25 protein-coding genes are annotated in these 26687 nt (G+C 72.7%); 14 read left to right on the top strand and 11 right to left on the bottom strand.

Annotated features, from left to right (window positions below):
* Window positions 1-20: 20 nt before the first annotated feature.
* Window positions 21-695 carry a TetR/AcrR family transcriptional regulator gene (locus ACZ69Q_RS06805; RefSeq protein ID WP_471037474.1) on the bottom strand — a complete coding sequence of 225 codons (675 nt, stop codon included), beginning with the start codon at window positions 693-695 and terminating at the stop codon, window positions 21-23.
* A 100-nt stretch (window positions 696-795) separates the two neighbouring features.
* Between ACZ69Q_RS06805 and ACZ69Q_RS06800 the strand changes: the two genes are divergently transcribed.
* The gene (locus tag ACZ69Q_RS06800) at window positions 796-1359 is read left to right on the top strand and encodes an NAD(P)H-dependent oxidoreductase (RefSeq protein WP_471037472.1); all 564 of its coding nucleotides are present in this window, start codon (window positions 796-798) and stop codon (window positions 1357-1359) included.
* Between the two features lie 61 nt (window positions 1360-1420).
* On the opposite strand, the gene ACZ69Q_RS06795 is transcribed toward ACZ69Q_RS06800, so the two are convergent.
* Window positions 1421-2326, bottom strand: a complete 906-nt coding sequence (locus tag ACZ69Q_RS06795) for a LysR family transcriptional regulator (protein ID WP_471040116.1) — start codon at window positions 2324-2326, stop codon at window positions 1421-1423.
* 116 nt (window positions 2327-2442) lie between these two features.
* On the opposite strand from ACZ69Q_RS06795, the gene ACZ69Q_RS06790 reads away from it, so the two are divergent.
* The gene (locus ACZ69Q_RS06790) at window positions 2443-2667 is read left to right on the top strand and encodes a hypothetical protein (RefSeq protein ID WP_471037469.1); all 225 of its coding nucleotides are present in this window, start codon (window positions 2443-2445) and stop codon (window positions 2665-2667) included.
* A gap of 10 nt (window positions 2668-2677) precedes the next feature.
* Here ACZ69Q_RS06790 and ACZ69Q_RS06785 read toward each other — a convergent pair whose 3' ends face one another.
* Together ACZ69Q_RS06785 and ACZ69Q_RS06780 are read right to left on the bottom strand one after the other, a co-directional pair.
* Window positions 2678-3559, bottom strand: coding sequence for an LLM class F420-dependent oxidoreductase (locus ACZ69Q_RS06785; RefSeq protein ID WP_471037467.1), 882 nt, complete (start codon window positions 3557-3559; stop codon window positions 2678-2680).
* Window positions 3560-3627: 68 nt separating this feature from the next.
* On the bottom strand, window positions 3628-4608 hold the full coding sequence (locus ACZ69Q_RS06780) for an ArsR/SmtB family transcription factor (protein ID WP_471037464.1): 981 nt from the start codon (window positions 4606-4608) through the stop codon (window positions 3628-3630).
* Window positions 4609-4664: 56 nt separating this feature from the next.
* On the opposite strand from ACZ69Q_RS06780, the gene ACZ69Q_RS06775 reads away from it, so the two are divergent.
* The 4 genes from ACZ69Q_RS06775 (at window position 4665) to ACZ69Q_RS06760 (ending at window position 9462) form a co-directional block, all read left to right on the top strand.
* On the top strand, window positions 4665-5897 hold the full coding sequence (locus ACZ69Q_RS06775) for an MFS transporter (RefSeq protein ID WP_471037462.1): 1233 nt from the start codon (window positions 4665-4667) through the stop codon (window positions 5895-5897).
* Between the two features lie 236 nt (window positions 5898-6133).
* On the top strand, window positions 6134-7108 hold the full coding sequence (locus ACZ69Q_RS06770; protein WP_471037459.1) for an alpha/beta hydrolase: 975 nt from the start codon (window positions 6134-6136) through the stop codon (window positions 7106-7108).
* A gap of 449 nt (window positions 7109-7557) precedes the next feature.
* On the top strand, window positions 7558-8550 hold the full coding sequence (locus ACZ69Q_RS06765; protein WP_471037457.1) for a helix-turn-helix domain-containing protein: 993 nt from the start codon (window positions 7558-7560) through the stop codon (window positions 8548-8550).
* A gap of 453 nt (window positions 8551-9003) precedes the next feature.
* Entirely contained in the window at window positions 9004-9462 is a 459-nt protein-coding gene (locus ACZ69Q_RS06760) for a MarR family winged helix-turn-helix transcriptional regulator (protein ID WP_471037455.1), read from the top strand.
* 27 nt (window positions 9463-9489) lie between these two features.
* Here the strand turns inward: ACZ69Q_RS06760 and ACZ69Q_RS06755 are convergent, their stop codons facing one another.
* Entirely contained in the window at window positions 9490-10413 is a 924-nt protein-coding gene (locus ACZ69Q_RS06755; protein ID WP_471037452.1) for an NADP-dependent oxidoreductase, read from the bottom strand.
* Between the two features lie 122 nt (window positions 10414-10535).
* Between ACZ69Q_RS06755 and ACZ69Q_RS06750 the strand changes: the two genes are divergently transcribed.
* Entirely contained in the window at window positions 10536-11729 is a 1194-nt protein-coding gene (locus tag ACZ69Q_RS06750; RefSeq protein WP_471037450.1) for a CaiB/BaiF CoA transferase family protein, read from the top strand.
* Window positions 11730-11750: 21 nt separating this feature from the next.
* Here ACZ69Q_RS06750 and ACZ69Q_RS06745 read toward each other — a convergent pair whose 3' ends face one another.
* The gene (locus ACZ69Q_RS06745; RefSeq protein WP_471037448.1) at window positions 11751-12458 is read right to left on the bottom strand and encodes an SDR family NAD(P)-dependent oxidoreductase; all 708 of its coding nucleotides are present in this window, start codon (window positions 12456-12458) and stop codon (window positions 11751-11753) included.
* A 101-nt stretch (window positions 12459-12559) separates the two neighbouring features.
* Here ACZ69Q_RS06745 and ACZ69Q_RS06740 point away from each other — a divergent pair, with 101 nt between their 5' ends.
* Window positions 12560-13396, top strand: coding sequence for a helix-turn-helix transcriptional regulator (locus ACZ69Q_RS06740; protein ID WP_471037445.1), 837 nt, complete (start codon window positions 12560-12562; stop codon window positions 13394-13396).
* A gap of 91 nt (window positions 13397-13487) precedes the next feature.
* A complete protein-coding gene (locus ACZ69Q_RS06735; RefSeq protein WP_471037442.1) occupies window positions 13488-14354 on the top strand; it encodes a hypothetical protein in 867 nt (288 codons plus the stop codon).
* A 50-nt stretch (window positions 14355-14404) separates the two neighbouring features.
* Here the strand turns inward: ACZ69Q_RS06735 and ACZ69Q_RS06730 are convergent, their stop codons facing one another.
* The 4 genes from ACZ69Q_RS06730 to ACZ69Q_RS06715 all read right to left on the bottom strand — a co-directional run bounded on the left by ACZ69Q_RS06730 (window position 14405) and on the right by ACZ69Q_RS06715 (window position 19179).
* A complete protein-coding gene (locus ACZ69Q_RS06730) occupies window positions 14405-15271 on the bottom strand; it encodes a fructosamine kinase family protein (RefSeq protein WP_471037440.1) in 867 nt (288 codons plus the stop codon).
* Window positions 15272-15315: 44 nt separating this feature from the next.
* Entirely contained in the window at window positions 15316-15771 is a 456-nt protein-coding gene (locus tag ACZ69Q_RS06725) for a (2Fe-2S)-binding protein (RefSeq protein ID WP_471037437.1), read from the bottom strand.
* Window positions 15772-15793: 22 nt separating this feature from the next.
* Entirely contained in the window at window positions 15794-17893 is a 2100-nt protein-coding gene (locus ACZ69Q_RS06720; RefSeq protein WP_471040114.1) for a xanthine dehydrogenase family protein molybdopterin-binding subunit, read from the bottom strand.
* A 131-nt stretch (window positions 17894-18024) separates the two neighbouring features.
* Complete coding sequence (locus tag ACZ69Q_RS06715) at window positions 18025-19179, bottom strand: FAD-dependent oxidoreductase (protein ID WP_471037435.1); 1155 nt, start codon at window positions 19177-19179, stop codon at window positions 18025-18027.
* 193 nt (window positions 19180-19372) lie between these two features.
* On the opposite strand from ACZ69Q_RS06715, the gene ACZ69Q_RS06710 reads away from it, so the two are divergent.
* Window positions 19373-19957, top strand: coding sequence for an AMIN-like domain-containing (lipo)protein (locus ACZ69Q_RS06710; RefSeq protein ID WP_471037433.1), 585 nt, complete (start codon window positions 19373-19375; stop codon window positions 19955-19957).
* A 12-nt stretch (window positions 19958-19969) separates the two neighbouring features.
* Here the strand turns inward: ACZ69Q_RS06710 and ACZ69Q_RS06705 are convergent, their stop codons facing one another.
* Complete coding sequence (locus tag ACZ69Q_RS06705) at window positions 19970-21733, bottom strand: helix-turn-helix domain-containing protein (RefSeq protein WP_471037431.1); 1764 nt, start codon at window positions 21731-21733, stop codon at window positions 19970-19972.
* A gap of 172 nt (window positions 21734-21905) precedes the next feature.
* On the opposite strand from ACZ69Q_RS06705, the gene ACZ69Q_RS06700 reads away from it, so the two are divergent.
* From ACZ69Q_RS06700 to ACZ69Q_RS06685, 4 genes are all read left to right on the top strand, one after another.
* On the top strand, window positions 21906-23645 hold the full coding sequence (locus tag ACZ69Q_RS06700; RefSeq protein ID WP_471037428.1) for an FAD-dependent oxidoreductase: 1740 nt from the start codon (window positions 21906-21908) through the stop codon (window positions 23643-23645).
* Window positions 23646-23737: 92 nt separating this feature from the next.
* Window positions 23738-24595, top strand: coding sequence for an intradiol ring-cleavage dioxygenase (locus tag ACZ69Q_RS06695; protein WP_471037425.1), 858 nt, complete (start codon window positions 23738-23740; stop codon window positions 24593-24595).
* The gene (locus tag ACZ69Q_RS06690) at window positions 24592-25674 is read left to right on the top strand and encodes a maleylacetate reductase (protein WP_471037423.1); all 1083 of its coding nucleotides are present in this window, start codon (window positions 24592-24594) and stop codon (window positions 25672-25674) included. Before ACZ69Q_RS06695 ends, ACZ69Q_RS06690 begins: the two co-directional genes overlap by 4 nt.
* A 67-nt stretch (window positions 25675-25741) precedes the next feature.
* Entirely contained in the window at window positions 25742-26644 is a 903-nt protein-coding gene (locus tag ACZ69Q_RS06685) for a YceI family protein (protein WP_471037420.1), read from the top strand.
* Window positions 26645-26687 lie beyond the last annotated feature (43 nt).

Raw genomic sequence — 26687 nt, 5'->3', positions numbered from 1 at the left:
TCCGGGGAGCCCCGGAACGTTCACACCTGCGTGCCTGTCACACGGGCCACCAGGTCGAGCCAGCCCGCCTCCAGCCGCTCCATCGGCATACCGCACTGCCTGGTCAGGTGGTGGATCAGGGCGGGGTCGAGGTACGCCATCAGGGGCTGGGCGAGGAGGTCGCAGTCGGCGTCCGGCTGGATCTGCCGCAGCAGCACCGTGACGTGGGTGTGCAGCGCGGTGACCGAGGTGTGGCTGAAGCGGCGGGTCGGCTCGGGCTGGGCCGCCAGTTGCAGGTCGAGCTGCTCGGCCGAGCGGTAGAGCACCGCCACGCCGAACGCGCGCAGCCGCTCGACCGGGGGCGCCCCGGGTCCCAGCGGCGGCGGTCCGCCCAGGAAGTCGGCCTGGAGCGTCCTCGCGGAGTGGTCGAGCAGGGCCGTCAGCAGACCGGTGCGGTCCCCGAAGCGGCGGAAGACCGTCCCCTTGCCCACCCCGGCGGCCGCGGCCACCGCCTCCATGGTGACCCCGGCCGCTCCGTGCTCGGCGATCAGCCGCGAGGCGGCCTCCAGCAGCCGGGCGCGGTTGCGGGCCGCGTCCGCGCGCAGGCACGGCTCGTCGGGGGCGGAGCCGACCTCCAGCAACTGGGGCGTTCCGACGGGCTCCTCGGGCTTCGGAGATGGTGGCGGGGCGGCGGACATGAAGACAGCGTAAAGCATCGGGAATGAAACTGGACCGCGGTCCGCTTAAGGTGCTAGAAACGTAAGCGGACCTCGGTCCGGATCGTAACGGCAGTGTTTCAGCATCCTTGGAGTTCGCATGTCTGTTCGCATCCTCGCGCTCGTCGGCAGCCTTCGTGCCGGTTCGCACAACCGTCAGCTTGCGGAGGCCGCCGTCAAGCTCGCCCCGGAGGGCTCCGAGGTCGTGCTCTTCGAGGGCCTCGCCGACATCCCCTTCTACAACGAGGACATCGACGTGGCGGGCAGCGTCCCGGCCGCCGCCGCCAAGCTGCGTGAGGCCGCGCAGGCCGCCGACGCGTTCCTGCTCTTCTCCCCCGAGTACAACGGCACGATCCCGGCCGTGCTGAAGAACGCCATCGACTGGCTGTCCCGCCCGTACGGCGCCGGTGCCTTCGACGGCAAGCCGGCCGCCGTGGTCGGCACCGCCTTCGGCCAGTACGGCGGCGTGTGGGCGCAGGACGAGACCCGCAAGTCCCTGGGCATCGCCGGAGCCAAGGTGCTGGAGGACGTCAAGCTGTCCATCCCCGGCTCCGTGACCCGCTTCGCCGAGACCCACCCCGTCGACGACGCCGAGGTCGCCGCCCAGCTCACCGAGGTCGTCGCACGCGTCCACGGCCACGCGGGCGAGGCGGTCGCCGCCTGACCCCACCACCACGGGTCACCCCGAGGGGCCGGAGCCTGGTGCTCCGGCCCTTTCCCGCGTCTCAGGCCACCGCCTTGGGTGCCAGTTCGCGCAGTTCCTTCAGTGCGGCGGCGACCGCCGGGCGTTCGTGGCCGCCGCCCCGTGTGCAGGTCAGGAGCTTGCGGTGCGGGTTGCCCGTGCAGCGGACCCGGGTGATCGGCAGGTGCGGGGGCAACTGGGCGAGACGCGGGATCAGGGCGACGCCGAGGCGATGGGCGATGAGGTGGGCCATGACGTTCCAGTCCATCGCGTGGTGGACGATGTCCGGGGTGAACCCGGCCTCGCCGCACGCCGACAGCACATGGGGACGGCAGGGACTCTCCGGCACCGGCGCGATCCACTCCTCACGCGCCGCCTCCGCCAGGCCGACGGCGTCCCGCCCGGCGAGTGGATGGTCCTCGGGGACGACGAGGTCGAACGGGTCGTCCAGGAGCGGCTGTTGGTCGAAACGGCCGTCACCGAGGGGCGGGTTGTAGATCGTCGCCTCGACGACGGCCAGGTCGCTCTCGCCCTCGAAGAGCAGGTCGAAGCTGACCGGCACCACCGTCTCCTGGATCCGGACGCTGAGGCGCGGATGGATCGTGCGCAGCCGGGACGCCATGGGCGCGAGCAGCACCGAGACGGCCAGCGGGAAGCCGCAGGCACGCAGCAGCCCCGCCGGCGCTCCGTGGTCGGCCCGCAGATCGAGCTCTGCCTGTTCCCAGCGGGCCTGGATGGCGTCCGCGTGCGCGAGCAGACTCTCGGCGGCCGAAGTCAGGCGCACCCCGCGGCCCTGCGGCTCCAGCAGGTCGACGCCCAGATCGCGGGCCAGTTGCCGGATCTGCTGGGAGGCGGCGGACGGGGTGAAGTGCAGGGCGCGGGCGGCCGCGGTGACCGTGCCGTAGTGCGCCACGGCCCTCAGTACGTGCAGTCGGCGCAGGTCAATCATGAAGCCCACGCTTCAAGGTGAGGTCCACAAAGTCAACCTGGACGTGTACGAATGCTCATCGCACCCTTGGTGGTGTCGCGACGGTCGATCAGCCACACCAGGAGCGAGGAGTCACCATGACCAGCACGACCGGCACCCTCTGCCCGCACTGCGGGTGGCCCGACGGCGCCGAGCCCTTCCAGGTCGTCTCCCGGCACACCACGGCGGCGGGCAGCACGGTGTGGACGCGCTGCGGCTGCGGTTCGTTGCAGGTCCGGGTCGTCGACGCCCGCGGGATGCGGATCGTCTCCCGCAGTCGCCCCGCCGACGCCGGCACCCGGTCGAGCACAGCGTGCCGATAGCCGCCGGCGCTCAGTCGAGCCCGGCCAGCCGCTGTACGGCGGGAGCCGCGAAGTTCTCGATGAACGCCGCCGGCTCCCCCGTACGGGGACCGAGGATCACCGTGTCGATGCCGAGTTTGGTGTAGCCCGCGATCTCGCGGGTGAAGGCTTCGACGTCGCCCGTCATGGCGGCCTCGCCCGAGTAGACGACGGTCTTGCGGATCTCGTCGTAGTCTCGCCCCTCGGTGTCGCAGTGGCCGCGCAGCACGTCGAGCTTGTGCCTGACCTCCTCCGGCGAGGTGAGGAACAGGTTGCACGCGTCGCCGTACCGGGCCACCAGCCGCAGCGTCTTCTTCTCCCCTCCCCCGCCGATCATGATCTCGGGGTGCGGGGCGCTGACCGGCGCCGGGACGCCGAGGGTCTCGGCGAGCCGGTAGTGCCTGCCCTCGAACGGGCCGTTCTGGTCCGGGTCCCACATCTGCAGGCAGATCCGCAAGGTCTCCTCCAGCCGCTCGAAGCGTTCGGCGACCGGGGGGAACGGCACGCCGAGCCCCGCGTGCTCCCGGTCGTACCAGGCCGCGCCGATCCCGAGGGTGGCACGCCCGCCGGAGAGCACGTCGAGCGTGGTGGCGATCTTGGCGAGCAGGCCGGGGTGACGGTACGTCACGCCGGTCACCAGAGCGCCGAGGCGGATCGTGGAGGTGTGACCCGCGAGGAAGCCGAGGGTCGTGTAGGCCTCCAGCATGGGGTCCTCGGCGCGGTCGTTGAACTCCATCTGGAAGTAGTGGTCCATCACCGACAGCCAGCTCACGCCCGCGGCCTCGGCGGCGGCACCCGCGGCGGCGAGTTCGGCGCCGAGCGCGGGACCTCCTCCGGGATGGTCGAACCGGTTGATGTGCACGCCGACCCGCATGTCCTGTCTCCGTTCGCCCGGACCCTGCCCCGTCCCTGACGACGCTAGAACTTCGAGCGCTCTCGAAGTCAAGCCCGGTCGGCCAACTGGTCGCCGAGTCCGGTGCGCCGGTAGAGCACGCGCCGTCCGTCGCGGGTCCGGGTGACCAGCCCCGTCGCGTGCAGCACCTTCAGGTGCTGGGAGACCGCGCTGGGCGTCACACCGAGGCGCCGGGCAAGTTCGACCGTGGGGAGCGGTTCGGCGAGCAGGCGCAGCACCGTGGTGCGCGGTGCGCCGAGCAGGGCGGTGAGCGCGGAGGCGTCGGGCTCGGGCCGCGGTTCCCACAAGGTCGCGGCGCCCCGGCTCGGGTAGGCGAGCATCGGTGGTTCGTCGGCACTGACCGGCGGCGCGGGTTTGTGGGCGAACAGGGACGGCACCAGGCGCAGTCCGCGCCCGGATCCGTCCACCTCGTGCCGGCCGATCATCTGCCCGACGCGCAGGACACCGTCGCGCCAGCGCACATTGCGGTGCAGATCGCCGAAGAGGAGCTGGGCGCCACCGGTGGCCAACTGCCGGGCGCGGTGGGTGATGTCGGCCTCCAGCACCATCCGCATCCGCGGCCAGTCCGGCTCGATGGCCAACTCCCAGTAGCGAAGCAGCAGTTCGGTCAGCTCTTCCAGCAGCTCCGCCACCGGCCCGTCGCCGGGCGCGGTGATCTGCCGCAGGGCTTCGGGGAGGGGGTGCGGGGCATGGGTGGCGAGCAGATCACGGCGTACGAGTTCGGGTGGCGTCGCCCGTACGACGGCGAGCTGGTCGGCCAACGCCGGTGCGAAGGTCGTCGGGCGCGGGGTGAGGAAGTCGGGCAGGACCAGGGTCTGTCCGACCAGGGCCCGCAGCAACCGGGCGTCGGCGGGGTCGAGGCGGTCGAGCACCAAGCGGCGCCACGGAGTGTGCAGGGGGAAGAGGGCGGGGGCGCGCAGGGCCCGCAGGCTGCCCATGACCTCGCGCAGCGGCGAGATCGCGAACCGGGTGTCCGCGAGGTCGTCGACGTCGAGCAGGAAGCTGATCATTAAGCCCCGGGCTACATCCTTTGGCAACCGGCCGTCACCGGCGTGGACTTCGGCACATGACGGATCCCAACCACCGGCAGAGTACCTCCGCGATCGCGCTGCTCGCCCTCGCCTGCGGAGTTGCCGTGGGCAATGTGTACTTCCCGCAGGCGATCGGCCCGCTGGTGGCTTCCGGCCTCGGTGTCTCTCCGGACGCGGCGACCTCGGTGGTGACGGCGACCCAGTTCGGCTACGCGGCCGGCATCTTCCTGCTCGTCCCGCTCGGCGACCGGCTGCCGCCCCGCCGGCTGCTCGTCACCCTGCTCACCCTGACCGGCCTCGGCCTGCTCGCCGCGTCCACGGCGCAGTCGCTGATGCCGCTCGTCGCCGCGAGCGTCCTCGTCGGCACCGCGACGGTGATCGCCCCGCTCGCCGGCCCGCTGGCGGCCGGTCTGGTGCCCGCCGAGCGGCAGGGCGTGGTCGGCGGCACCCTGCTCAGCGGCGCCCTCGCCGGGATGCTGCTCTCCCGCGCGCTCGGCGGCGCCCTCGGCGACTGGCTGGGCTGGCGGGCGCCGTACGTCGCCGCCGCCGTGCTCTCCCTCACGGTCGCCGCCCTGCTGTCCCGCATGCAGCCGACGCCGGCCCCATCCACCGCGGCGCCCTACCCGGCGCTGCTCGCCGCGCCGCTGCGCCTGCTGCGCACCGAGCCCGAGTTGCGCCGCTCGTGCCTCTACCAGGCCATGGTGTTCGCCGGGTTCTCCGCCGTGTGGACGGGCGTGGCACTGCTGCTCACGGGCCCGGTGTACGGCCTGGACGCGAAGGCTGCGGGACTGCTGGCGCTGGTCAACGCGGCGACGATGCTGTGCACGCCGGTCGCGGGACGGCTGGTGGACCACAACGGCCCGGACCGCGTCAACCTCGCGTGCCTGCTCCTGGTCGGCGCGTCGGCGCCGGTCCTGGCCCTCGGCGGCCTCGGCGGCGCGCCCGGGCTGACCGCGCTGGTCGTGGGCACCCTGCTGCTGGACGTCGGCATGCAGTCCGGACAGGTGGCCAACCAGGTACGGATCTACGGCCTCGGCGCCGATGCCCGCAGTCGGCTGAACACGGCGTACATGACCTGCGCCTACCTCGGCGGCACCGCGGGGTCCTGGCTGGGTGCCGGCGCCTACGGCCGCTTCGGCTGGACGGGAGTGTGCGCGCTGGTCGCGGTGCTCACCGGCGTGGCGCTCGCCCGCCATCTGTTCAGACGCGTTCCGCCGCTGCCCGCTCCTGCCGCCTCCTCGAAGCGGGCAGGCTGGTCACCGTCGTGACCGCGGGGACGGGCACGATGAGGCCGAGGGTGATCGACAGGCCGTGCTCGTCTGTTCGTTCCACCCCCGGTGGGTGAAAAGGGGGTCATGTCCTGGCAGGCTCCGGGCCACAGGTGTGCCACCCGCCGGACGGCGGGCAGCTTCCGCCGTCCGGCGGCCTCCGCGGCCGGGCCGGTGCACGGATGCTGACCGCAGAGCCGCGAGGCACGTGTGTGCCCCTTGTGTGAGGAGTTGCCATGACCCAGGCCCCGCCCCCGTTCGACCCTGAGCTCGCAGCCGCGCTGGAGCTCATCAAGGACGTGATCTCACCCGGCCTCACGATGGACGACATAGCCGAGGTCCGCCAGGGTCCGGGGATCCAGCTACTGGCCGAACTGGACCTGACCATGGACGGGTACTTCGAGGTCGAGGACCGTACGGTGCCGGGGCCCGAGGGTGCGCCGGAGATATCGCTGCTGATCTGCCGGCCTGCCGCGCCGGCGGACGCGGGACCGCGGCCTGTCATCTACCACGTTCACGGCGGCGGAATGATCATCGGTAACAACCGTGTCGGCGTCGACGCTCCTTTGGCCTGGGCGAAGGAACTGGACGCGGTGGTGGTGTCGGTGGAGTACCGGCTGGCGCCCGAGCATCCACATCCGGCGCCGATCGAGGACGTGTACGCCGGTCTGGAGTGGACGGCGAAGCACGCGGGCGAGATCGGTGGCGACGCGGGGCGGGTCGTGGTGGCGGGTGCGAGCGCCGGTGGCGGACTTTCGGCGGCGCTCGCGTTGCTGGCCCGGGACCGGAAGGGGCCTGAGCTGATCGGGCAGATGCTGATGTGCCCGATGCTGGACGACCGCAACGACAGTCCGTCCACGTATCAGATGGCGGGGCTCGGTGTGTGGGACCGTACGGCGAACGAGACGGGCTGGACCGCGCTGCTCGGTGAGCGCCGGGGTGGGCCCGACGTGTCCGCGTACGCGGCGCCGGCCCGGGCCGCGGATCTGTCCGGGCTGCCGCCGGCGTTTCTGGACGTGGGCTCCGCGGAGACGTTCCGGGACGAGGTCGTCGCGTATGCCTCTCGGATCTGGCAGGCGGGGGGTGTGGCCGAGCTTCATGTGTGGCCCGGGGGCTTCCACGGGTTCGACGGGTTTGCTCCGCAGGCGGCGGTGTCGCGGGCGTGTCGGGGAGCGCATCTGGGGTGGTTGCGGCGGTTGTTGAGCCGGTGACGGGGGGTTGGTTGCGGGGTTCGGTGGTTGTGCGGGTGCGGGTTGAGTGTGGCTGGTCGCGCCGTTCCCCGCGCCCCTAGAGGTCGGCCGCCGGAACGGCGTGTCTAGGCGCGGGTCTGAGGCTGCTCGCCAGCCGGGTTCCGTGGTTGTGCGGGTGCCGGTTGACTGTGGCTGGTCGCGCCGTTCCCCGCGCCCCTAAAGGTCGGCCGCCGTGAACGGCGTGTCTAGGAGCGGGTCAGAGGCTGCTCGCCTGCCGGGTTCCGTGGTTGTGCGGGTGCCGGTTGACTGTGGCCGGTCGCGCCGTTCCCCGCGCCCCTAGAGGTCGGCCGCCGTGAACGGCGTGTCCAGGCGCGCGGTTCTCCGCGGTCCTTGAGGTGGGCCCCGTGGTCGGCGTATTGGGGCTGGCGGTGGCCTCCCCGGTTTTTGGGGTCATGCCGCACCATTGGTGCATGAAAGAGCTGGCCGGGCGTTTGACTGCGCTGGATCCGGATGCGGGGGCCGCTGTTCGGGTCATTGCCTACTTTGATCGGCTTGCCGAGTCGCGGGCCGGGCTGGAGGCGCTGGTGCGTGGGGCTGCCGTGCTCTCGGGTGTGCCGGCGCGGCTGGTCGACGTGGAGCGGCGGGTGCATGTCCGGGTCGAGGAGGACGGGACGCGGCGCGAGAGCGAGCTGTCGCCCGACCCCGCCTGGCCGTCCGTCGCGCTGACGCCGGGCGGCGCCACGGCGCTGTGGCTGGAGCGGGCCGAGCAGGCGGCGCCGAGTGTCGTGGACGCGGTGATCCTGGAGCGGGCCGCAGGGGTCATACGGGTCGTTCTCGACCGGACGCGCGGGCGGGCACCCGCCGATGATCCGGCGTTGGTCGAGACCGTCCTCGACGCCTCGGCGCCGGAGGCGGCACGGTTGCACGCGGCCCGGCGTCTGGGGCTCGACCCCGCCGCCCCGGCCCGGGTTCTGGCCCCGCTGGACGGCCGCCCCTCGGTCGTCTCCGCGCACCTGGACGTCGTGCCGCCCGTCGGCCGCGTCGGCGTGGGTCCCGCCGTTGCGGTGCTCGACCTGCCGCGATCCTGGTCCGAGGCCCGCGTCGCCCTGCGGTTCACGGCCGAAGGCACCGCTCAGGACCCCGGCCCCGGCGTTGTCCACGCCGACGAGCTGGGCGGCATCGCGCTCCTCGCCGACCTCGTCGTACCGGGCGCCGAGCCGCCGCCCGACGTACAGGCCCTGGAGACGGCCTCGGCAGCCGCGCCCTGGCTGCTCGGCACGCTGCACGCGGTCGCCGCGACGGTGAGTCTGCGGGCGGCGGCCGCCGAGATCAACGTCCACCACTCCACGCTCCAGGAGCGGCTGGCGCAGGCCGAGCACCTGCTGGGCTGGCCACTGCGCACCCCTCAAGGCCGGTTCAGGCTGGGCCTGGCACTGGCGATGCGACACCTCGCACGGGGCTAGCGGGGCCAGGGAGGCCGGCCATCGTCGGGCCCCGTCAGCGGAATTCGCGCGGAGCCACGGCCATGGAGTCCGCACGGCACCTCGCACGGGGCTAGCGGGGCCAGGGATGCCGGCCACCGTCAGCCCCGTCAACGGAACTCGTGCGGAGTCAAAGCCATGGAGTCCGCACGGCACCTCGCACGGGGCCAGCGGGGCCAGGGATGCCGGCCACCGTCAGCCCCGTCAACGGAACTCGTGCGGAGTCAAAGCCAAGGAGTTCGCGCGACACCTCGCACGGGGCTAGCAAGGCCAGGGATGCCGGCCACCGTCAGCCCCGTCAGAGGAATTCATGCGCAATCACGGCCACGGAGTTCGCCCCGGATCCTTGCAAGCGCGCTCTACACGCAATCGCTGGAAATTTCGCAGATGCCCTATCCTGAATGTCATGCACATCCGATGGAGGTCACCGGCGTCATGACCGCGACGGACCCCGCACTCACCGCCCTCGCCCAGGGCTGGTGCGCCCTCTCCTTGCTCCACGGCAGGATCGAGACGCACATCGAGCGCGCCCTGCAGGCCGGACACGACCTCAGCGTCCGCGAGTACTCCCTGCTCGACGTCCTCAGCCGCCAGCACAACGGCGAAGGCGGCCACCTCCAGATGAAGCAGGTCGCCGACGCCGTCGTCCTCAGCCAGAGCGCCACCACCCGCCTCGTCACCCGCCTCGAGGACCGCGGCCTGCTCTCCCGCTACCTCTGCCCCACCGACCGCCGCGGCATCTACACCGACGTCACCGAAGCAGGCCTGAAGCTCCTCGACGAAGCCCGCCCCACCAACGAGTCGGCGCTGCGTGAAGCACTGGACACGGCAGCAGAGGACCCCGAACTGGCGCCGCTCGTCCGGGCCGTCGAGACCCTGCGCGTCCCGGTCTGAGGCCACACCGCGCCCGTCGGCACCCGGTTACCCGACCGACAGCACCAGCTTTCCGCGCACCCGCCCCTCACGGCTGATGCGCCACGCCTCGGCCGCCTCCGCGAGCGGCAGCACCCGCTCCACGTGTACGGCGAGCCGGCCCGCGTCGGCGAGTTCGGCCAGGACCGTCAGGTCGGCCGGATCGGGGCGCACCCACAGCACATGGGCACCCTTCGCGAGCGCGTCCGGGTCGGCGACGGACACCACCCGGTCCCGTCGCTTGAGGACCTCCTGGGAGACGTCCACCGCGTCACCGCCGACGAAGTCGAGCGCCGCGTCCACGCCGTCCGGAGCCAGCTCGCGGATCCGGTCGGCCAGGCCGTCGCCGTAGGTCACGGGCTCGGCGCCCAGCTCCCGTACGAAGTCGTGGTTGCGTTCGCTCGCGGTGCCGATGACCCGGGCACCGAGCGCGGCGGCGATCTGCGCGCCGAACATGCCGACCCCGCCGGCCGCGGCGTGGACCAGGACCGTCTCGCCCTCGCGCAATCCCACGCGCTTGATCGACTGATAGGCGGTCAGTCCCGCGAGCGGCACGCCCGCGGCCTGCTCCCAGCTCAGTGCGGCCGGCTTGCGGGCCAGCATCCGCACATGCGCGGACACCAGCTCGGCGTAGGCGCCGAGCTGGACGGAGTCCTTGCGGACATAGCCGTAGACCTCGTCACCGGGCCCGAACTCGCCGACGTCCGGTCCGACCCGCTCGACGACGCCGGCGACGTCCCAGCCCGGGATGACGGGGAAGTGGGTCTCCATGATCGGGTCGAGGTATCCCGCCCCGAGCTTCCAGTCCACCGGGTTGACCCCGGCGGCCTTCACGCGGATGAGAACCTCACCGGGAGCCACCTTGGGGTCGGGGTGCTCCACCAGCTTCAGATCCTCGGGCTGACCGTAGTGCTGCAATGTGATGGCCTTCATGGCGACCATGGAACCACACGACCTCTACCCGCATGCGCAATATATGCATCCGCATGCGCATGTCGGGGTCCTCCGCAAGGCGGCGTTGACGGGATCTCCGCCGGGGCCGTACGAATGGCCTCATGAACGCGCCCCGCCTTCCCCTGTCCGGCGTCACCGTCGTCAGCCTCGAGCAGGCCGTGGCCGCCCCGTACGCCACCCGGCAGCTCGCCGATCTCGGGGCGCGGGTGATCAAGGTCGAGCGGCCGGGGGACGGGGACTTCGCCCGCCGGTACGACACCACGGTGCACGGGCAGTCCAGCTATTTCGTCTGGCTCAACCGGTCCAAGGAATCCCTCACGCTGGATCTGAAGGCCCCGAAGGGCCAGGAGATCCTGCATCGGCTCCTCGACACCGCGGACGTGTTCGTGCAGAACCTGGCGCCGGGCGCCGCCGATCGTCTCGGCCTCGGTGTCGAGGCACTCGGCGAGCGGTGGCCGCGGCTGATCCCGTGCACGATCTCCGGGTACGGCACGTCCGGGCCTTGGGCCGGGCGGAAGTCGTACGACCTGCTGGTGCAGTGCCAGACCGGGCTGGTGTCACTGACCGGTACGGCCGACGAGACCGCGCGTGTCGGCATCTCCGTCGCCGACATCGCTGCCGGGATGTACGCGTACAGCGGCATCCTCACCGCCCTGTACACCCGTGCCACCACCGGCACGGCCCACCCGGTGGAGGTCTCCCTGTTCGAGGCGCTGGCCGAGTGGATGGGCCAGCCCGCCTACTACACCCAGTACGGCGGCGTGCAGCCCCCGCGCCTGGGCACCCAGCACCCGACCCTCGCCCCGTACGGCGCCTACCCGGCCGCCGACGGCAAGGAGGTGCTGTTCTCCATCCAGAACGAGCGGGAGTGGGCCGTGCTGTGCGCGCAGTTCCTCGGCCGGGACGACCTGACCGACGACCCGCGCTTCGCCACCAGCTCGGCCCGGGTCGCCCATCGCGAGGAGCTCAACGCCGTCGTCGCAGAGCGCTGCGCCCGCTCCGACGCCGAGGAGATCCTCAAGGACCTGGAGTCCATCAACATCGCCTGCGCCGGGGTCAACGACGTCGCCGCGTTCCTGGACCACCCGGTGCTGGCCGGCCGTGGCCGCTGGCGCGATGTGGCGGTGCCCGGTGGCGCGTCGGTGCAGGCTCTGCTGCCGCCGGCCGATCTCGCGGGCGTGCCCGCGCGCATGGACCCGGTGCCCGCGGTGGGCGAGCACACCGAGGCGATCCTCACCGAACTCGGCCGTACCGGGGAGGAGATCGCGGCCCTGCGCGCCGACGCCGTCATCTGAGGGGCCCGGCCGGGCCCGGGGTCACCAGGGAAGCTGCCCGTTGCGGTCGACATAGCCGCCGGTGGGGCCGTCGGGGCCGACCTGTGCCATCCGGACGATGATCTCGGCGCCTTCCGCGACGGTCTGGGTGCCGGTGCGGCCGTTGAGGTCCGTGGCGGTGAAGCCGGGCTCGACGGCGTTGATCCGCATCTGCGGGAACGCCTTCGCGTACTGGACGGTGATCATGTTGACCGCCGTCTTCGAGGTCGGGTACGAGACGGCCTGGTAGAAGTGGGCCGGTGAGTCCGGGTCGGACAGTGTGGTCAGCGAGGCGAGTCCGCTGCTGACGTTCACCACGACGGGGGCCTCGGACCGCTGGAGCAGCGGCAGGGATGCGTGGATGACACGCACGACGCCGAAGACGTTCGTCTCGAAGACGGTTCGTATCTCGTCGGCGGTGGTGTCCGCGGCGGCGGGGATGCCGTTGTTCTCGCCCCGCACCTCGACGCCGGCGTTGTTGACCAGGACGTCGAGCCCGCCGTCGGCTTCGATGGTCTTCACGGCGGCCTGTACGGAGGCGTCGTCGGTGACGTCGAGCTGGACGAACCGGGCGCCGAGCTGTTCGGCGGCGCGGCGGCCGCGCTCGGCGTCCCGGGCGCCGATGTAGACGGTGTGACCCGCTTCGGTGAGCCGACGGGCGGTCTCGAAGCCGAGTCCCTTGTTCGCTCCGGTGATGAGTGTTGTCGTCATGGCTTCAGCGTCCTGCACCGCGCGAGGGTCAGCCAGCCGTCCCGTCTTCCTGGGACTGCGGGTACCAGGCACGCGTCTGCCCGACGGTGTTCACTGGGGGCATGACGGCGACGGAACTCGGACAGGCCCTGCGCCGCTGGCGGGACCGGGTCACGCCCGAGTCGGCGGGTCTGCCCGCGGGTGGTCAGCGGCGGGCGGCGGGGCTTCGCCGGGAGGAGCTCGCGCTGCTGGCCGGGATCTCGGTCGACTACGTCACCCGTCTCGAACAGGGCCGGGCGAGCAGTCCGTCCGGGCAGATCGTCGAGGCCCTGGCCCGGGCGCTGCGGCTGTCGGCGGACGAGCGCGCGCACCTGTTCCGGCTGGCCGGCCTGGCACCACCCGGCCCGGACACGGTTCCCGCCTATCTCACGCCGAGCGTGCAGCGGCTGCTGGACCGGCTGAACGGCACACCCGTCGGGGTCTACGACGCCGCCTGGACGCTGCTCATGGCCAATCCCCATTACGCCGCGCTCATGGGCGACCCCTCCGGATGGCGTGGCTTCGAACGCAACGGCGTGTGGCGGGCGTTCCTCGGCCCCCGCGGACGGGCACGGCAGACCGTGCAGGAGCGGGCCGCGTTCGAGGCCGGCATCGTGGCCGACCTGCGCACGACCGCGAGCCGTTACCCGTCGGACCCTCAACTGCGGCGGCTGATCGCGGAGTTGCGCGCGAACAGCCCGCGCTTTGCGGAGCTGTGGGAGACGGGCGCGGTCGGTCGCCACGAGGCCGGCCACAAGCTCATCGACCATCCGCAGGTCGGCCCGCTGACCCTGGACTGCGACATCCTGGTCGTGGCGGGCAGCGATCTGCGGCTGATGGTCTACACGGCCGCACCCGGCACCGAGGACGCGGAGCGCCTCGCGCTGCTCGCCGTGCTCGGCACTCAGTCACTGGTCTGACCGAACGCGGCGCGTGCTTCGTGCGTCACAGTGTCGGGCGGCGCGCCGACGCCGCCCTGACCGGCTCGTCGCCGTCCACTCGGGGGTATCCATGCGTACGACCGCTTTGCGCACCGTCCTGTCACTCGCCGCCCTTGGCCTGCTCGCCGCCGGATGCGGCGCCGAGGCCGCCGGGGGCGGCGACGAATCCGAGCCGGCTCCGGACACCAGGCCCCGTGCGCTGAAGGTGGCTGAGGCCTGGGACGGTTCGGCGGCCGCCGAGACCTGGCGCGCGGGCTACTACCCGCTGGGCGACCCGGAGCAACTGCCCGACGACGCCTTCCACAGCGCCGCCGACAAGGAGGCGTACGCCGCCCAGAACTTCGCCCTGCGCGGCGAGCTCCCCAAGACCGCGCCCAAGGACGCGAAGGTGACATGGCGCGACGGTGACTCGCTCACCCTTCCGCTCATGGGTGCGCAGGCGGCGTACGACAAGCTGGGGGGCGGCAGCGGACCCGGCCCGCGCCTGACCGTGACCGGAGCGAAGCTGGGCGAGACGACGCTGAGCACCAGCCGCGGCCCGGCCACCGTCCCGGCCTGGCTGTTCACGATCGAGGGCTACGACACCCCGCTCAAGCGCCTCGCACTCAACCCCTCGAAGCCGCCGAAGCCGCCGATCAGGCCGCTCGACAGCCCCAGTTCCGAGCTGTGGGAACTCAATCAGGTGGTCGAAGTGGCCGCCGACGGCCGGTCCGTCACGGTGCTGGCCCACCACGGTGCATGCGACGACGGACCGGGCGTCGAGGCGCTGGAGACGGAGGGCAGTGTGGTGCTGTCCGGCTACATGGTCGGAACGAGTGACGGGATCTGCACGGCGCAACTGCTGTCCAAGAAGGTGACGGTCGAACTGGACCGCCCGCTCGGCGACCGGGTCCTGCTGGACGCGTTCACGGGCAGCCCCGTGCGCGGGGCCGTCTAGGTCGAGGCAGCCTGAAGGACCTTCACGGACACGGACCCTCAGGGGGTCGGTCAGCGCGTCAGGGCCGAGCCGGCTGCGGCCAGGGCCTGTTCGGCATAGCCGCGGCCGAAGAGCACGGCGTGCACCAGGAGCGGGAACAACTGGTGGAGGGCGATGCGGTCCGTCCAGCCGTCGGCCAGGGGCGCGGCGTCCTGGTAGCCGTCCAGGATCCGGTCCAGGTGAGGGCAGCCGAAGAGGTGGAGCATGGCCAGGTCGGTCTCGCGGTGCCCGCCGTGCGCGGCCGGGTCGATCAGCCAGGCGTGGCCGTCGGCTCCCCACAGGACGTTGCCGTTCCAGAGGTCGCCGTGCAGTCGGGCGGGCGGTTCGGCGGGTCCCGCCAGTTCGGGGAGCCGCTCGCAGACCCGCTCGACGGCGGGCGCCTCGGTGCCGCGGATCGTGCCGTCGTCGACCGCGCGCCGCAGATACGGCAGCACCCGGTGCTCTGCGTACCAGCGAGGCCAGTCGGGGCCGGTGACGTTGCGCATCGGGGCGAGGCCGATGTACGCGTCCTCGGGGCCGCCGGGCGGCGGGGCGCCGAACGCGCGAGCCCCGCTCACGTGCAGGGCCGCCAGTTCACGGCCGAGCCGCTCGGCCGCCCCGGCATCGGGCGGGCCGGTCGCCACCAGGTCGGTGACCAGCCATCGCGCGTCCCGGCCGTGCACCGCCGGGACATGGACGGTGCCGGCCTCGGCCAGCCAGCGCAGTCCGGCGGCCTCGGCCCAGGTGGCCCGGTCGCCGTCACCGCGTTTGACCATGACCACTCGGCCGTCGTCGAGGGTGACTTCGGCGAGCGCTGCGGCCCGGCGACGTTCACCGGTCGCCGCGCGCCCGGTGAACCGCGCCGCCACGGCGCACGGGCCCTCGAAGGTGTGGTGCACGCACGTCAGCGTACGGCGGCCCCGCGCCGCAGCGAAGCCACCGGTCAGCCGTTGGCGGCGGCCTTGTTGATCGCCTCGCGGATCCGGGAGTACGTGCCGCACCGGCAGACGTTCTCGATGCTGTCGATGTCGGCGTCCGTCGGCCGGGGCGTCTTCTTCAGCAGGGCCGCCGCGGCCATGATCTGACCCGGCTGGCAGAAGCCGCACTGGGCGACGTCGCAGTCGAGCCAGGCCTGCTGCACGGGGTGCAGGCGGTCGCCGTCGGCGAGGCCCTCGATGGTGGTGACCTCACGGCCGGCGCAGTCGGCGACGGGGACGACGCACGGCTGGATCTCGTCGCCGTCGAGATGGCTGGTGCAGGCGCGGCAGGCGCCGATACCGCAGCCGTACTTGGGGCCCGTGACGTTCAGCAGGTCGCGCAGCACCCACAGCAGGGGCATGTCGGCGGGTGCCTCGACGGTGACCCGCTTCCCGTTGAGGGTGAAGGAGTAGGAGGGCATCAAGACCTTCTCTTCGGGTGTCTCAGAAGTTCAGGGGGAAGCGGCGCGGCTTGGTGCCGGTCGCCCGGGCGTAGGCGTTGGCGACGGCTCCGGCCGCGGCGGGGACGCCGAGTTCACCGGCTCCGCCGGGTTCGCGCCGGGAGGGCAGGATGTGCGCCTCGAAGTGCTGTGGGGCGTGCCGTTGGCGGGCGTAGTGGAAGTCGGCGAAGCTGGACTCGCGGACGGCGCCCTTGTCGATGTGCAGGCCGGCCCGCAGCACGGTGGAGATGCCGTCGACGGCGGTGCCCATGAGCTGGGCCTCGAGTCCGCGCGGGTTGACGGCCGTTCCGACGTCGGCCGCCATCACCACCTTGGTCACCCGGGGGTTCTTCGGATCGACGGCGTCGATCTCGACCAGACAGGCCACGCAGGAGTCGTACTCCTCGTGCACGGCGACCCCCTGGGCGTGGCCCCGGGGCAGGGTCCGGCCCCATTTCCCGGCGGCGGCGACCTTGTCCAGTACGGCCTCGACCGCCTTGCTCCGCAGTGTCGTACGGCGGAAGGCGACCGGGTCCTTGCCGAGGGCGCGGGCGATCTCGTCGACGACGATCTCCTCGGCGGTGCGCACGGTGCCGGAGTCCACCGAGCGCCAGGCGCCGAGGGGTATCGCCAGCTCGACCGAGCCCGAATCGCCGGACAGGCGGCCGAAGTTGTACAGGCCGCTGTCGCTGGGGAGAGGGGCCGCCGCGGGAGCGCGTACGGCGGTGCGCGCGCCGCCCTGGGCGGACAGGCCCCGTTCGCCGAAGGACTCGCTGACCGAGGCCATGGCGTGGGCGAAGGCGACCACCCTGCCCTGGGCGTGGCTGGCCCGGATGCGGTGGTGGGAGGCCGGGCGCATCCGGCCGTGCCGGATGTCGTCGGTCCGGCTCCACATCAGCTTCACCGGGCGGCGCGCCTGCTTGGAGATGACGGCCGCCTCGACCGCGGCGTCGTGGTTCAGGCGCCGTCCGAACGAGCCGCCGCCGCGCATCACATGGATGCGCACCTTCGACACGGGCACGCCGATCGTCGCGGCGATGTCCTCCCGCGCGGAGGAGGGTGTCTGGGAGGAGAACCAGATCTCGGCCCGCCCCGGCCGAACGTCCGCCACGGCCGTGAGGACCTCCATCGGAGCGTGGCTGACGAAGGCGAACTCGAACTCGGCCTCGGTCTGCCGCGATCCGCTCGGCGGGTTCCCCAGCTTCGGCACGGCGGCGCGCAGCCGGGAGCGGATCTGGGCGTCGGAGACGCCGGCCAGCGGTCCCGGTCCCCACTTGATGCGCAGGGCGTCGCGGGCCTGCAGGGCGTGGTGGAAGGTCTCCGCGACCACGGCGACACCGCCGCTGAAGCGGACGACGGCGTGGACGCCCGGCATGGCACGGGCGGCCGTGGAGTCGACCGACACGATCTTCCCGCCGAGCGTCGGCGGCCGGGCCACGACCGTCGGCTTCGCTCCGGCCACCGCGAGGTCTCCGGTGTAGTCGGCCTTGCCGGTGACGATGTCGCGGGCGTCGATGCGGTTCGTCGGCCGGCCGATCACCCGGTGCTGGGACGCCGGTTTGGGCGTGGCCGGCACGGTGGGTCTGGTGATCGGGGCGGCGCTCCTGGTCAGCGATCCGAAGGTGGCCATGCGGCCGTCCGGTGCGATGACCCGGGTACCACGGGTGCGCAGGGTCCGCGCGGGGACGTGCCAGCGGCGGGCGGCCGCGGTGACGAGCTTGGCGCGGGCCATGGCGGCGAGTTGCCGGGCCGGGCCGTACAGCGAACGGACCGAGCTGGAGCCGCCGGTGTACTGGTTGCCCTTGTTGCGGGCCTCCGCGAGCGGGATCTCGACGTCGGCGAGCCGGGCGTCGAGCTCCTCGGCGATCATCATGGCGACGGCGGTGGTGACGCCCTGGCCGACCTCTACGCGCGGCAGCCGTACGACGACCTTGTTGGCCTGGGTGACCTCAAGGACCAGCATCTCCTCGTCGGTTCCGGTGACCAGGACGTCGGACGAGCGGCGTGCGCCGTCGGCGGCGTTCTCGGCGCCCTCGGCGGTCGAGCCGTCGCAGCCGAGCGGTGCCGCGACGGTCAGGGTGGTCGCCGCGACCGAATAGACCACGAACTGTCGACGGGACAACTGACGGGCCAACAGGCGCTCCTCTCGGCGAACCCGGATGGTTCGACTTCTATGAGGGGCCTGGGTGCTGTGGGGTTGCGCCGGTTGGCCATTGCATCGACTTACGTCGCGGGCTACCGGAGCTCGGTGTCCCACTCCAGGTGCCCTACGAGTTCGTCGTCGCCGGGCCGGGACGGGCCGGCTCCTGCGGGACCGCGGCCTGCCGGGTTGTGGGTGCCTCGGGAGATGTTGCCGCTGACGGTGACGTTGTGTTCCACGCGGGGGCGGCGCAGGGTCTCGTAGAGGGACAGTGCGGCGTCCGTGTCCCGCGCGTCCCGCAGGGACTTGGCGAGGACGACGGCGTCCTCCAGCGCCATCGACGCGCCCTGCCCGGTGGCGGGGGACGCGGCGTGGGCCGCGTCGCCGATGAGCAGGGTCCGGCCGGAGCGCCAGGTCGTGCCGGTCGGCAGTTCGGTGGCGTTGGTGACCATGAGGTCGTCGGAGGTGGCGGCGACGAGGTCCGCGGCCGGGGTGGTGTCCTTGGCCAGCAGCGGCAGCAGCATCTCGCGCAGACGGGCCGGCGTGGCGTGCGCGAGGTCGTCCGGGGCCAGGGGTTCGGCGGCGACGCGCGCGAACCAGTACGTCTCCCCCTCGGGTGAGACCGCGTACCCGAAGGCGACGGCGCTGCCGCGCACCATGGTGATGGTCTCGGGTCGGGCTGCCGGGGGCGCTTCGCGGGTGTAGCCGTAGAAGACCTGCTGTCCGGCATGGGCCGGCTGCCTGTCGGGGTTGGTGAGTGCGCGGACGGTGGAGTTGAGGCCGTCGGCGCCGATGAGGAGGTCGCCGGTGGCCGTGGTGCCGTCGGCGAACTGGGCGGTGACGCCGTCGGGGCCGTCGGCGACCGAGACCAGGCGCATGCCGTGCCGGATGGGGATGCCGCGGCGGGTGACCTCGCTCTGCAAGGCGGCGTTGAGGTCGCCGCGCCGCACGCACCGGTACCGCAGATGCGGCGTGCCGGGCTCGCCCAGCGGCACTTGGGCGACCTCGGCGCCGGTGTCGTCGAGGACGCGCATCGAGGTCAGCGGGAAGCCGGTCGCGGTGACCGCCGCCGAGGCGTCCACCTCCGCCAGGGCACGCATGCCGTTGCTCGCGAGGGTGAGGAACGCGCCGATGTCCTCCGCGGAGTCGGGGTGCGCCTCGTACACGGCGACGTCGCATCCGGCCTTGTGCAGGGCCAGTGCCGCGCCCGTGCCGGCGATTCCGCCCCCTACGACCAGTAACCGCGTCACATCGCCCCCGCCAGGTCTTCCCCACCCGCTGATCGCGGCCGTCCCTCGTAGAACGTCCCAGGTCCGGCGCGGGTTCCCGAGCGAGCCGCCGACCGCGGAGAAGTCCGGACCGCCGGGCTCCGCAACAGTGCAACCATTCGGCCAAGAAGGTTGTCTCCCCTAATATCAGGCACTTCACCTCTTGGGGGACGCAATGGCACAAAACAGAACCACCTGGGCGACGGCAGCCGCGCTCATGGTCGCCGCGCTGGGTGTGGCGGCGGTCCCGGCCGAAGCCACCGCCGCCACCACCGCGCAGGCCACGGCCTGCCCCACCGGCTGGGGCAGCCAGGCCGAGACCCGCTCCGCCGCCACGTCGGAGCCGGTGACGAACATCAGGACCGGCCGGCACGCCTGCTTCGACCGCATGGTCGTCGACGTCCCGGGCGCCGGCACCGGCGAACTCGGCTACTCCGTCAAGTACGTCAGCCGTCTCTACCAGGACGGCTCGGGCCGGCGGATCGACGTCGGCGGCGGCGCCGTCATCGAGGTCCGCGTGGCGGCGCCCGCGTACGACCCCGCCACCGGGAAGCCCACATATCCCGCGAAGGCCGGTCAGCGCCTGACGGGCGTGAACCTCACGGGGTACCGCACGTTCCGGGACGCACGGTTCGCCGGCAGCTTCGAAGGGGACACGCAGATCGGGCTCGGCGTCCGGGCGCGGCTGCCGTTCCGGGTGTGGGTGGCCGCCGATCGCATCGTCGTCGACGTCGCGCACAACTGGACCGGAGCGCGCTGAACACCTCACGGGTCAGGGGCGCTCAGCGCCCCGGCCCTGGTACTCGCGCAGCTTCCGGTACAGGGTGGCGCGGGCGATCCCCAACGCCGCAGCAGCGCGTGCCTTGTTGCCGCCGTGGCGGCGCAGCGCCTCCAGGATCGCGGCCCGTTCGGCCAGCTCCATCGGGCTGAGGGTGCGTCCCGCCGGCCCTTCGCGGACGGGGTCGGGCAGTTCGGCGCGCCGCACCGGCCCGAACATCCGTCGCCGGCCCGCCAACGCCCGTACGACATGCGCGAGTTCCGTGACGTTCCCGGGCCACGGATGCTGCTCCAGCGCCCGCAGCGCGTCCAGCGTCCAGGTCAGTGGCGGGCTGCCGGGGGTGGGCCTGGGCGCGAGGGCGGGCAGCAACTCCCTGATGTCGCCGGGGCGTTCGCGCAGCGCGGGCAGGGTCACCGAGCGGGCCGCGAGGGTGTCGAGGAGGCGCTGGAGGCAGGGGCCCGGCGAGGTTCCGGGGGTGTGGGTGGCGACCAGGCGGGCGTCCGGGTTCTCCTCCAGGAGGGAATTGAGGGCGGCGACGTCCGGTTGGGAGAGGCGTTCGGCGTGGCGCAGGAGCAGGGGCCGGCCGCCGGTCCTCCCCCAGGCTCCGGCCGCAGGGACCCCCGGCTCGCCGCGTTCGCCGTCCTTGAGGCCGAGTTCGGGTGACTCGGCGGCGTCCAGGACCAAAGGGGCCGTGCCGTCGAGGAGTTCGAGGGCGAGGGCGGTCTTGCCCGTCCCCCGCTCGCCCGTGACCAGCACCGGCCCCGGCGTGCGGAACAGTTCGGTCGCCCGCGCGACGGCGTGCCGCCAGGGCACCGAACCGCCCGCCAGCGCGGCCGCCGGGCCCGGCGCCGACGGCACCGGTTCCGCGGGACGCGGGGCGAGCACGGCGACCAGGCCGAGGGCTCGGCCCTCGTGCCGTACCGGAGTGATCTCGGCGGTGCAGCCGGCGTCCTCGGGCAGCGGGATGTCGTACGCCTCGCCGGTCTCCCTCCCCCAGGACCGCGCGCCGCGCTCCAGCGCCTCCAGCACCTGGGGCGAGGCGAGGCCGGCCGCCGCTTCGCTGATCAGGCGGTTGCGGCCGTCCAGTGCGACCACCGCCCGCTCGCGTCCGCGCGCGGCCAGCTCGTAGGCGTCGAGCAGCGCCCGTTCCGCGGTACGCGCGCGTGCCCGCAGTTCCGCCTCCACCGCGCAGGCGGCCGCCTCGGCGAGGGCGGTGCCGGGATGCGGCCGGCGGTCCGCCCACAGGGCGCGGGCCACCGTCACCGTGCCGAGCACCTGCCCCGTCTGCGGGGAGAACAGCGGCACGCTGACCGCGGAGACGTCCTGCCAGACGTCGAGGAAGTGCTCGGGGCCGTGCACTTCGGCCCGGCTGCGGGTGCGCAGGGCGAGGGCGGCGCTGTTGTGGCCGACCTCCCGCTCGGACAGGTCGGCGCAGGTGTCGTCGCCGGGCGCGCTGCCGGTCGACCAGAGCACTCTGAGCCGTTCGTCGGTGAGCACGAGCGCCATGCGGCCGGCGTCCAGGGCCGGGGCGATCCGGGTGAGCGCGGGGCGGGCCGCCTCCAGCAGGGGCGAGTCGGCCGGGTGGGCCGACTCCCGCAGCGGGCCGTCGAGATCGGGCCGTACGCCGAAGAAGCGGGCGCGGCGCCAGGCGGCCAGGACGTCGTCCGGTACGCCGTCCGGGAGGGGTCGCCCCGTCAGGAACCTTTCGCGGGCCTGGCGCAGCGGGGCGAGGGCAGGAGAGTGTTCCGCTGTGGTCATGGCGTCCCTCACCGTATCCGGGGCGTCGCGACGGTGGCGACGGCGGGTCGTCCCGCTCCACCGCACGTCGGCGACCGGCGGGTTGTCTCGTAATGAGACACCCGCATCCGGCCGTCGCGCTCCATGATCTTGAAAGGTCGGGGTCTGTTCTCATCTCCTGGAGCGTTCTGTCGTGCACACCGTCGTCGAGACCGATGTACTGATCGTGGGCAGCGGCCCGGCGGGCGCGTCGGCGGCACTCGCGCTGAGCACCTACGGCGTGCGCAACATGGTCGTCACGCGGTACGCGAGCCTCGCCGACACTCCCCGCGCGCACATCACCAACCAGCGCACCATGGAGGTGCTGCGCGATCTGGGCGTCGAGCAGGACGTGATCGCACAGGCGACGCCCCAGCATCTGATGGGCAACACGACGTTCTGCACCAGCCTGGCCGGTGAGGAACTCGGCCGGGTCCGCTCATGGGGCAACGATCCGCTCGTGCAGGCCGCGCACGAGCTGGCGAGCCCGACCCGCATGTGCGACATGCCGCAGCACCTGATGGAGCCGGTGCTGGTGAACGCGGCGATCGCCCGCGGCACCGACTTCCGCTTCAGCACGGTCTCCAAGTCCTTCGTCCAGGACGACTCGGGCGTCACGGTCACCGTCGAGGACCGGCTGCGCGGCGACGAGTACACCATCCGTGCCCGGTATCTGATCGGGGCCGACGGCGGACGTTCCCAGGTCGCCGAGGACGCCGGGCTGCCGATGGGCGGTCAGATGGGTGTCGCGGGCAGCATCAACATCGTCTTCGACGCGGACCTGAGCAAGTACACCGCGCACCGCCCCTCCACCCTGTACTGGGTGCTCGCGCCCGGCGCCACGGTCGGCGGCATCGGCGCGGGCCTGGTGCGCTGTGTGCGGCCGTGGAACGAGTGGCTGATCGTGTGGGGCTACGACGTGACGGCGGGCGCGCCCGACCTCACCGAGGAGTACGCCCTGTCCGTCGTACGGCAGCTCGTCGGCGACGACGAGATCCCCGTGACGATCAAGTCGTCCTCGGCGTGGACGGTCAACGAGATGTACGCCGAGACGTACGCCAACGGGCGGGTGTTCTGCGCCGGGGACGCCGTGCACCGGCACCCGCCGTCCAACGGGCTCGGCTCGAACACCTCCATCCAGGACTCCTACAACCTGGCCTGGAAGCTGAAGCTCGTCCTCGGCGGGGAGGCCTCGCCGCGGCTCCTCGACACCTACACCGTGGAGCGCGCGCCGGTCGGCAGGCAGATCGTGACCCGCGCCAACAAGTCCATCGCCGAGACCGCCCCGATCTTCGAGGCGCTCGACGGGCTGTCCCCGCAGACGCCCGAGCAGTTGTGGGCCAACATCGCCGCCCGCAAGGACGCCACCGAGGCCGCCGCCAAGCAGCGCGCCGCGCTGCGCGAGGCCATCGCCTTCAAGGCGTACGAGTTCAACGCGCACGGCGTCGACCTCAACCAGCGCTACGCCTCCGCCGCGATCGTCCCCGACGGCACCCCCGACCCGGCCTGTGCCCGCGATCCCGAGCTGCACCACCAGCCCACCTCCCGCCCCGGCGCGAAGCTCCCGCACGCCTGGATCACCTCCGGGACGCGGACCCTGTCCACCCTCGACACCGTCGGCAAGGGACGTTTCACGCTGCTCACCGGCATCGGTGGCGACGGTTGGCTGCGGGCTGCCGAGGCCCAGCCCCTCGACATCGCGACGGTCGTCGTCGGCCCCGGACAGCAGTACGAGGACCCCTACGGCGACTGGGCCGGCCTGAGCGAGATCTCCGACGCGGGCGCCCTTCTGGTCCGCCCCGACGGGTATGTGGCGTTCCGGCACACCGACGCGGCCGAGGACGCCGAACGGTTGCTCACGGACGCGCTGCGGCGGATCCTCGGGCACGGTTGAGAGGCACAGCCGCAATGGGCACGGCCGGAATGAGCGCAGCCGGGACGGGCACAGATGGGACGGGCGCACAGGAGCACGGAGAGGGAACCGGCATGGCGGACGAGCCGACAGTCACCGACGAGGTCGTCGCCAGCGTGCGGGACACCGCCGATCCGCGGCTGCGGGAGCTGCTGACCGGGCTCGTGCGGCATCTGCACGCCTTCGCCCGGGAGACGCGGCTGACGCAGGAGGAGTGGGAGCGGGCGATCGGCTTCCTGACGGCGACCGGGCAGATGTGCACGGACACCCGGCAGGAGTTCATCCTGCTGTCCGACGTGCTCGGTCTTTCGATGCTGGTGGAGACGCTCAACGACCGGCACGGCCCCGGCGCCACCGAGTCGACGGTCCTGGGCCCCTTCCACATGACCGCCTCGCCCGTGCGCGAACTCGGCACGGACATCGACCTTGTGGGCGGCGGCGAGCCGTGCGTGGTGAGCGGGCGGGTGCTGTCCCGGGACGGCACCCCGCTGCCCGGCGCGCTGGTCGATGTCTGGCAGGCCGACGGCAACGGCTTCTACGACGTGCAGCAGCCGGACGTGCAGCCCGCGGGCAACGGCCGCGGCCTGTTCACCGCGGACGGCGAGGGACGGTTCTGGTTCCGCACGTGCGTGCCGAGCCCGTACCCGATCCCGACGGACGGGCCGGTGGGCGGGCTGCTGCGGGCCACCGGACGGCACCCCTACCGGCCCGCGCACATCCACTTCATCGCCTCCGCCGCCGGACACACCCCGGTGACCACGCACATCTTCGTCGCGGGCAGCGACTACCTGGACTCGGACGCGGTGTTCGCCGTCAAGCCGGGCCTCGTCACCGACTTCGCCCCCGTCGACGACCCGTCCGCGGCAGACGAGTTCGGTGTGGCCAACCCCTTCCGGCAGGCTCGGTTCGACCTCGTACTGGAGCCGTCGTGACGGACGTCCTCGACTTCTCCTACGAGAGCCGGCCCGGGCGGGTCGTCTTCCGCGCCGGCGCTGCGGTGTCGGCGACGCCCGGCGAGGTGGAACGGCTCGGGCTGCGGCGGGTGCTGGTGGTGTGCGGGACGCGGGGCGCGGACACCGCGCGGGCGGTCGCCGACGCGCTCGGTCCGGCGTGCGCCGGGCTGCACGACCGGGCGCGGATGCACGTTCCCGCCGAGGTCGCCGACGGAGCCGTCCAGGCGGCCCGCGCGGCGGCCGCGGACGGGTGCGTGGCGGTGGGCGGCGGCTCGGCGATCGGGCTGGGCAAGGCGATCGCCCTGCGCACCGGCCTGCCGCTGATCGCCGTGCCGTCGACGTACTCCGGCTCGGAGATGACCCCGGTGTGGGGCCTGACCGAGCACGGCGTCAAGCGCACCGGCCGCGATCCGAAGGTGCTGCCCCGCAGCGTGGTGTACGACCCCGAGCTCACCCTCTCACTGCCCGTGCCGCTCTCGGTGACCAGCGGCGTCAACGCCGTCGCGCACGCCGTGGAGGCCCTGTACGCCCCCGACACCTCGCCGTTGGTCGCGCTGATGGCCGAGGAGGGCGTACGGGCGATGGCGCGGGCGCTCCCGGCGGTGGCCTCCGACCCGGCTTCGCGGGAGGCCCGCGGGCGTGCCCTGTACGGGGCCTGGCTGTGCGGGTCCTGTCTGGGCGCCACCACCATGGGCCTGCATCACAAGCTGTGCCATGTCCTGGGCGGCACCTTCTCGCTGCCGCACGCCGAGACGCACACTGTGGTGCTGCCGTACGTCCTCGCCTACAACGCCTCCGCCGCGCCGGACGCGGCCGCCGCGGTGGCTCGCGCGCTGGACACGGCCGACGCGCCGACGGCCCTGTGGGAGCTGGCCGGACGCCTCGGCGCGCCCCGTTCGCTGGCCGAACTGGGCCTCACCGAAGCAGACCTGGCGACGGCCGCCGAGCAGACCGCGGGCCAGGCGTACGCCAATCCCCGCCCGGTGACGGCCGACGGCGTGCTCGCCGTGCTGCGGGCGGCCTACGAGGGCGCTCCGCCGGCCACGGTCGCCGGCTGACCCCTCCCCCGAACTCACCCCCCACCCGTTCGAAGTTCCCCCCACGCTGGAAGAAAAGGTGATCAGCATGCCCCTCGGTCTGCTCAGGAGTCGACGCTCCCGAGGAGCTCCGGGCGTTCCCCTGCCCGTGCCGCCCGGAGCGGGCGTCGTGGGCCGTGAGGTCGTGGATCCGCTGGGGCTGCCGATGCGCGGCGCCGACGTGACCGTGACCGCGCTGGACTCGCACCAGGTCGTGGCGTCCGGTACGACGGACCCGTATGGCCTCTTCTTCGCCGCCCTGCCCCCGGGCCGGTACAGCCTCATGATCACGGCCGAGGGCCTGTCCCCGCACCGCGAACCCGTGGACGTGGTCGCCGGTCCCGCCCAGCAGACCGTCCGGGTCCAGCTCGTGTCGGCCCGGCAACTGGAGCTGCCGGCGCCCGGCACCTGGTTGTTCGACCCGCCGCACACGGCGATCCGGTTCATCGCCAAGCACGTCGGCATGGCCCATGTCCACGGCCGCTTCGAGCGGTTCACCGGCGGCATCCGCGTCGCACCGGACATGGCCGAGTCGCAGGTGTCCGTGCGGATCGACGCGGCCAGCATCACGACGGGCAACAACACCCGGGACACCCATCTGCGTTCGGGGGACTTCCTGGACGTCGAGCGCTACCCGTACATCGACTTCGTGAGCACCCGCTTCGCCTACCGCGGCGGCGCCAAGTGGACCCTGCACGGTTCGCTCACCATGCACGGCGTGAGCCGGTCCGTGGATCTGGACACCACCTACCTGGGTTCGGTCAACGGCGGCTACGGCGAGGAACTGCGGTGCGCGGCGCTGGCCAAGGCCGAGCTGCACCGGGAGGACTTCACCCTGAACTGGCGCACCATGCTGGCCCGCGGCATCGCGGTGGTCGGGCCGACGGTGCAGCTCGAGCTGGACGTACAGGCGATGTACCGCACGCACGACACCCCGACACCGCCGGACTGAGGGTCCTCACGGCCGACGGCGGGCGGCTGTCAGACACCTCACA

It is taken from the genome of Streptomyces sp. NPDC036764 (genome assembly GCF_055609385.1).
The sequence above is the reverse complement of the archived record's forward strand: the minus strand, read 5'-3'. Positions and strand labels throughout refer to the sequence as shown.

Excerpts from the sequence above, each read along its gene's own strand:
- ACZ69Q_RS06695 (WP_471037425.1), top strand. The coding sequence starts at position 23,738 with ATGGCGGACGAGCCGACAGTCACCGACGAGGTCGTCGCCAGCGTGCGG.
- ACZ69Q_RS06725 (WP_471037437.1), bottom strand. The coding sequence starts at position 15,771 with ATGCCCTCCTACTCCTTCACCCTCAACGGGAAGCGGGTCACCGTCGAG.
- ACZ69Q_RS06705 (WP_471037431.1), bottom strand. The coding sequence starts at position 21,733 with ATGACCACAGCGGAACACTCTCCTGCCCTCGCCCCGCTGCGCCAGGCC.
- ACZ69Q_RS06750 (WP_471037450.1), top strand. The coding sequence starts at position 10,536 with ATGAACGCGCCCCGCCTTCCCCTGTCCGGCGTCACCGTCGTCAGCCTC.
- ACZ69Q_RS06785 (WP_471037467.1), bottom strand. The coding sequence starts at position 3,559 with ATGCGGGTCGGCGTGCACATCAACCGGTTCGACCATCCCGGAGGAGGT.
- ACZ69Q_RS06755 (WP_471037452.1), bottom strand. The coding sequence starts at position 10,413 with ATGAAGGCCATCACATTGCAGCACTACGGTCAGCCCGAGGATCTGAAG.
- ACZ69Q_RS06745 (WP_471037448.1), bottom strand. The coding sequence starts at position 12,458 with ATGACGACAACACTCATCACCGGAGCGAACAAGGGACTCGGCTTCGAG.
- ACZ69Q_RS06795 (WP_471040116.1), bottom strand. The coding sequence starts at position 2,326 with ATGATTGACCTGCGCCGACTGCACGTACTGAGGGCCGTGGCGCACTAC.
- ACZ69Q_RS06800 (WP_471037472.1), top strand. The coding sequence starts at position 796 with ATGTCTGTTCGCATCCTCGCGCTCGTCGGCAGCCTTCGTGCCGGTTCG.
- ACZ69Q_RS06735 (WP_471037442.1), top strand. The coding sequence starts at position 13,488 with ATGCGTACGACCGCTTTGCGCACCGTCCTGTCACTCGCCGCCCTTGGC.
- ACZ69Q_RS06805 (WP_471037474.1), bottom strand. The coding sequence starts at position 695 with ATGCTTTACGCTGTCTTCATGTCCGCCGCCCCGCCACCATCTCCGAAG.
- ACZ69Q_RS06685 (WP_471037420.1), top strand. The coding sequence starts at position 25,742 with ATGCCCCTCGGTCTGCTCAGGAGTCGACGCTCCCGAGGAGCTCCGGGC.
- ACZ69Q_RS06780 (WP_471037464.1), bottom strand. The coding sequence starts at position 4,608 with ATGATCAGCTTCCTGCTCGACGTCGACGACCTCGCGGACACCCGGTTC.
- ACZ69Q_RS06740 (WP_471037445.1), top strand. The coding sequence starts at position 12,560 with ATGACGGCGACGGAACTCGGACAGGCCCTGCGCCGCTGGCGGGACCGG.
- ACZ69Q_RS06765 (WP_471037457.1), top strand. The coding sequence starts at position 7,558 with ATGAAAGAGCTGGCCGGGCGTTTGACTGCGCTGGATCCGGATGCGGGG.
- ACZ69Q_RS06760 (WP_471037455.1), top strand. The coding sequence starts at position 9,004 with ATGACCGCGACGGACCCCGCACTCACCGCCCTCGCCCAGGGCTGGTGC.
- ACZ69Q_RS06790 (WP_471037469.1), top strand. The coding sequence starts at position 2,443 with ATGACCAGCACGACCGGCACCCTCTGCCCGCACTGCGGGTGGCCCGAC.
- ACZ69Q_RS06710 (WP_471037433.1), top strand. The coding sequence starts at position 19,373 with ATGGCACAAAACAGAACCACCTGGGCGACGGCAGCCGCGCTCATGGTC.
- ACZ69Q_RS06775 (WP_471037462.1), top strand. The coding sequence starts at position 4,665 with ATGACGGATCCCAACCACCGGCAGAGTACCTCCGCGATCGCGCTGCTC.
- ACZ69Q_RS06770 (WP_471037459.1), top strand. The coding sequence starts at position 6,134 with ATGACCCAGGCCCCGCCCCCGTTCGACCCTGAGCTCGCAGCCGCGCTG.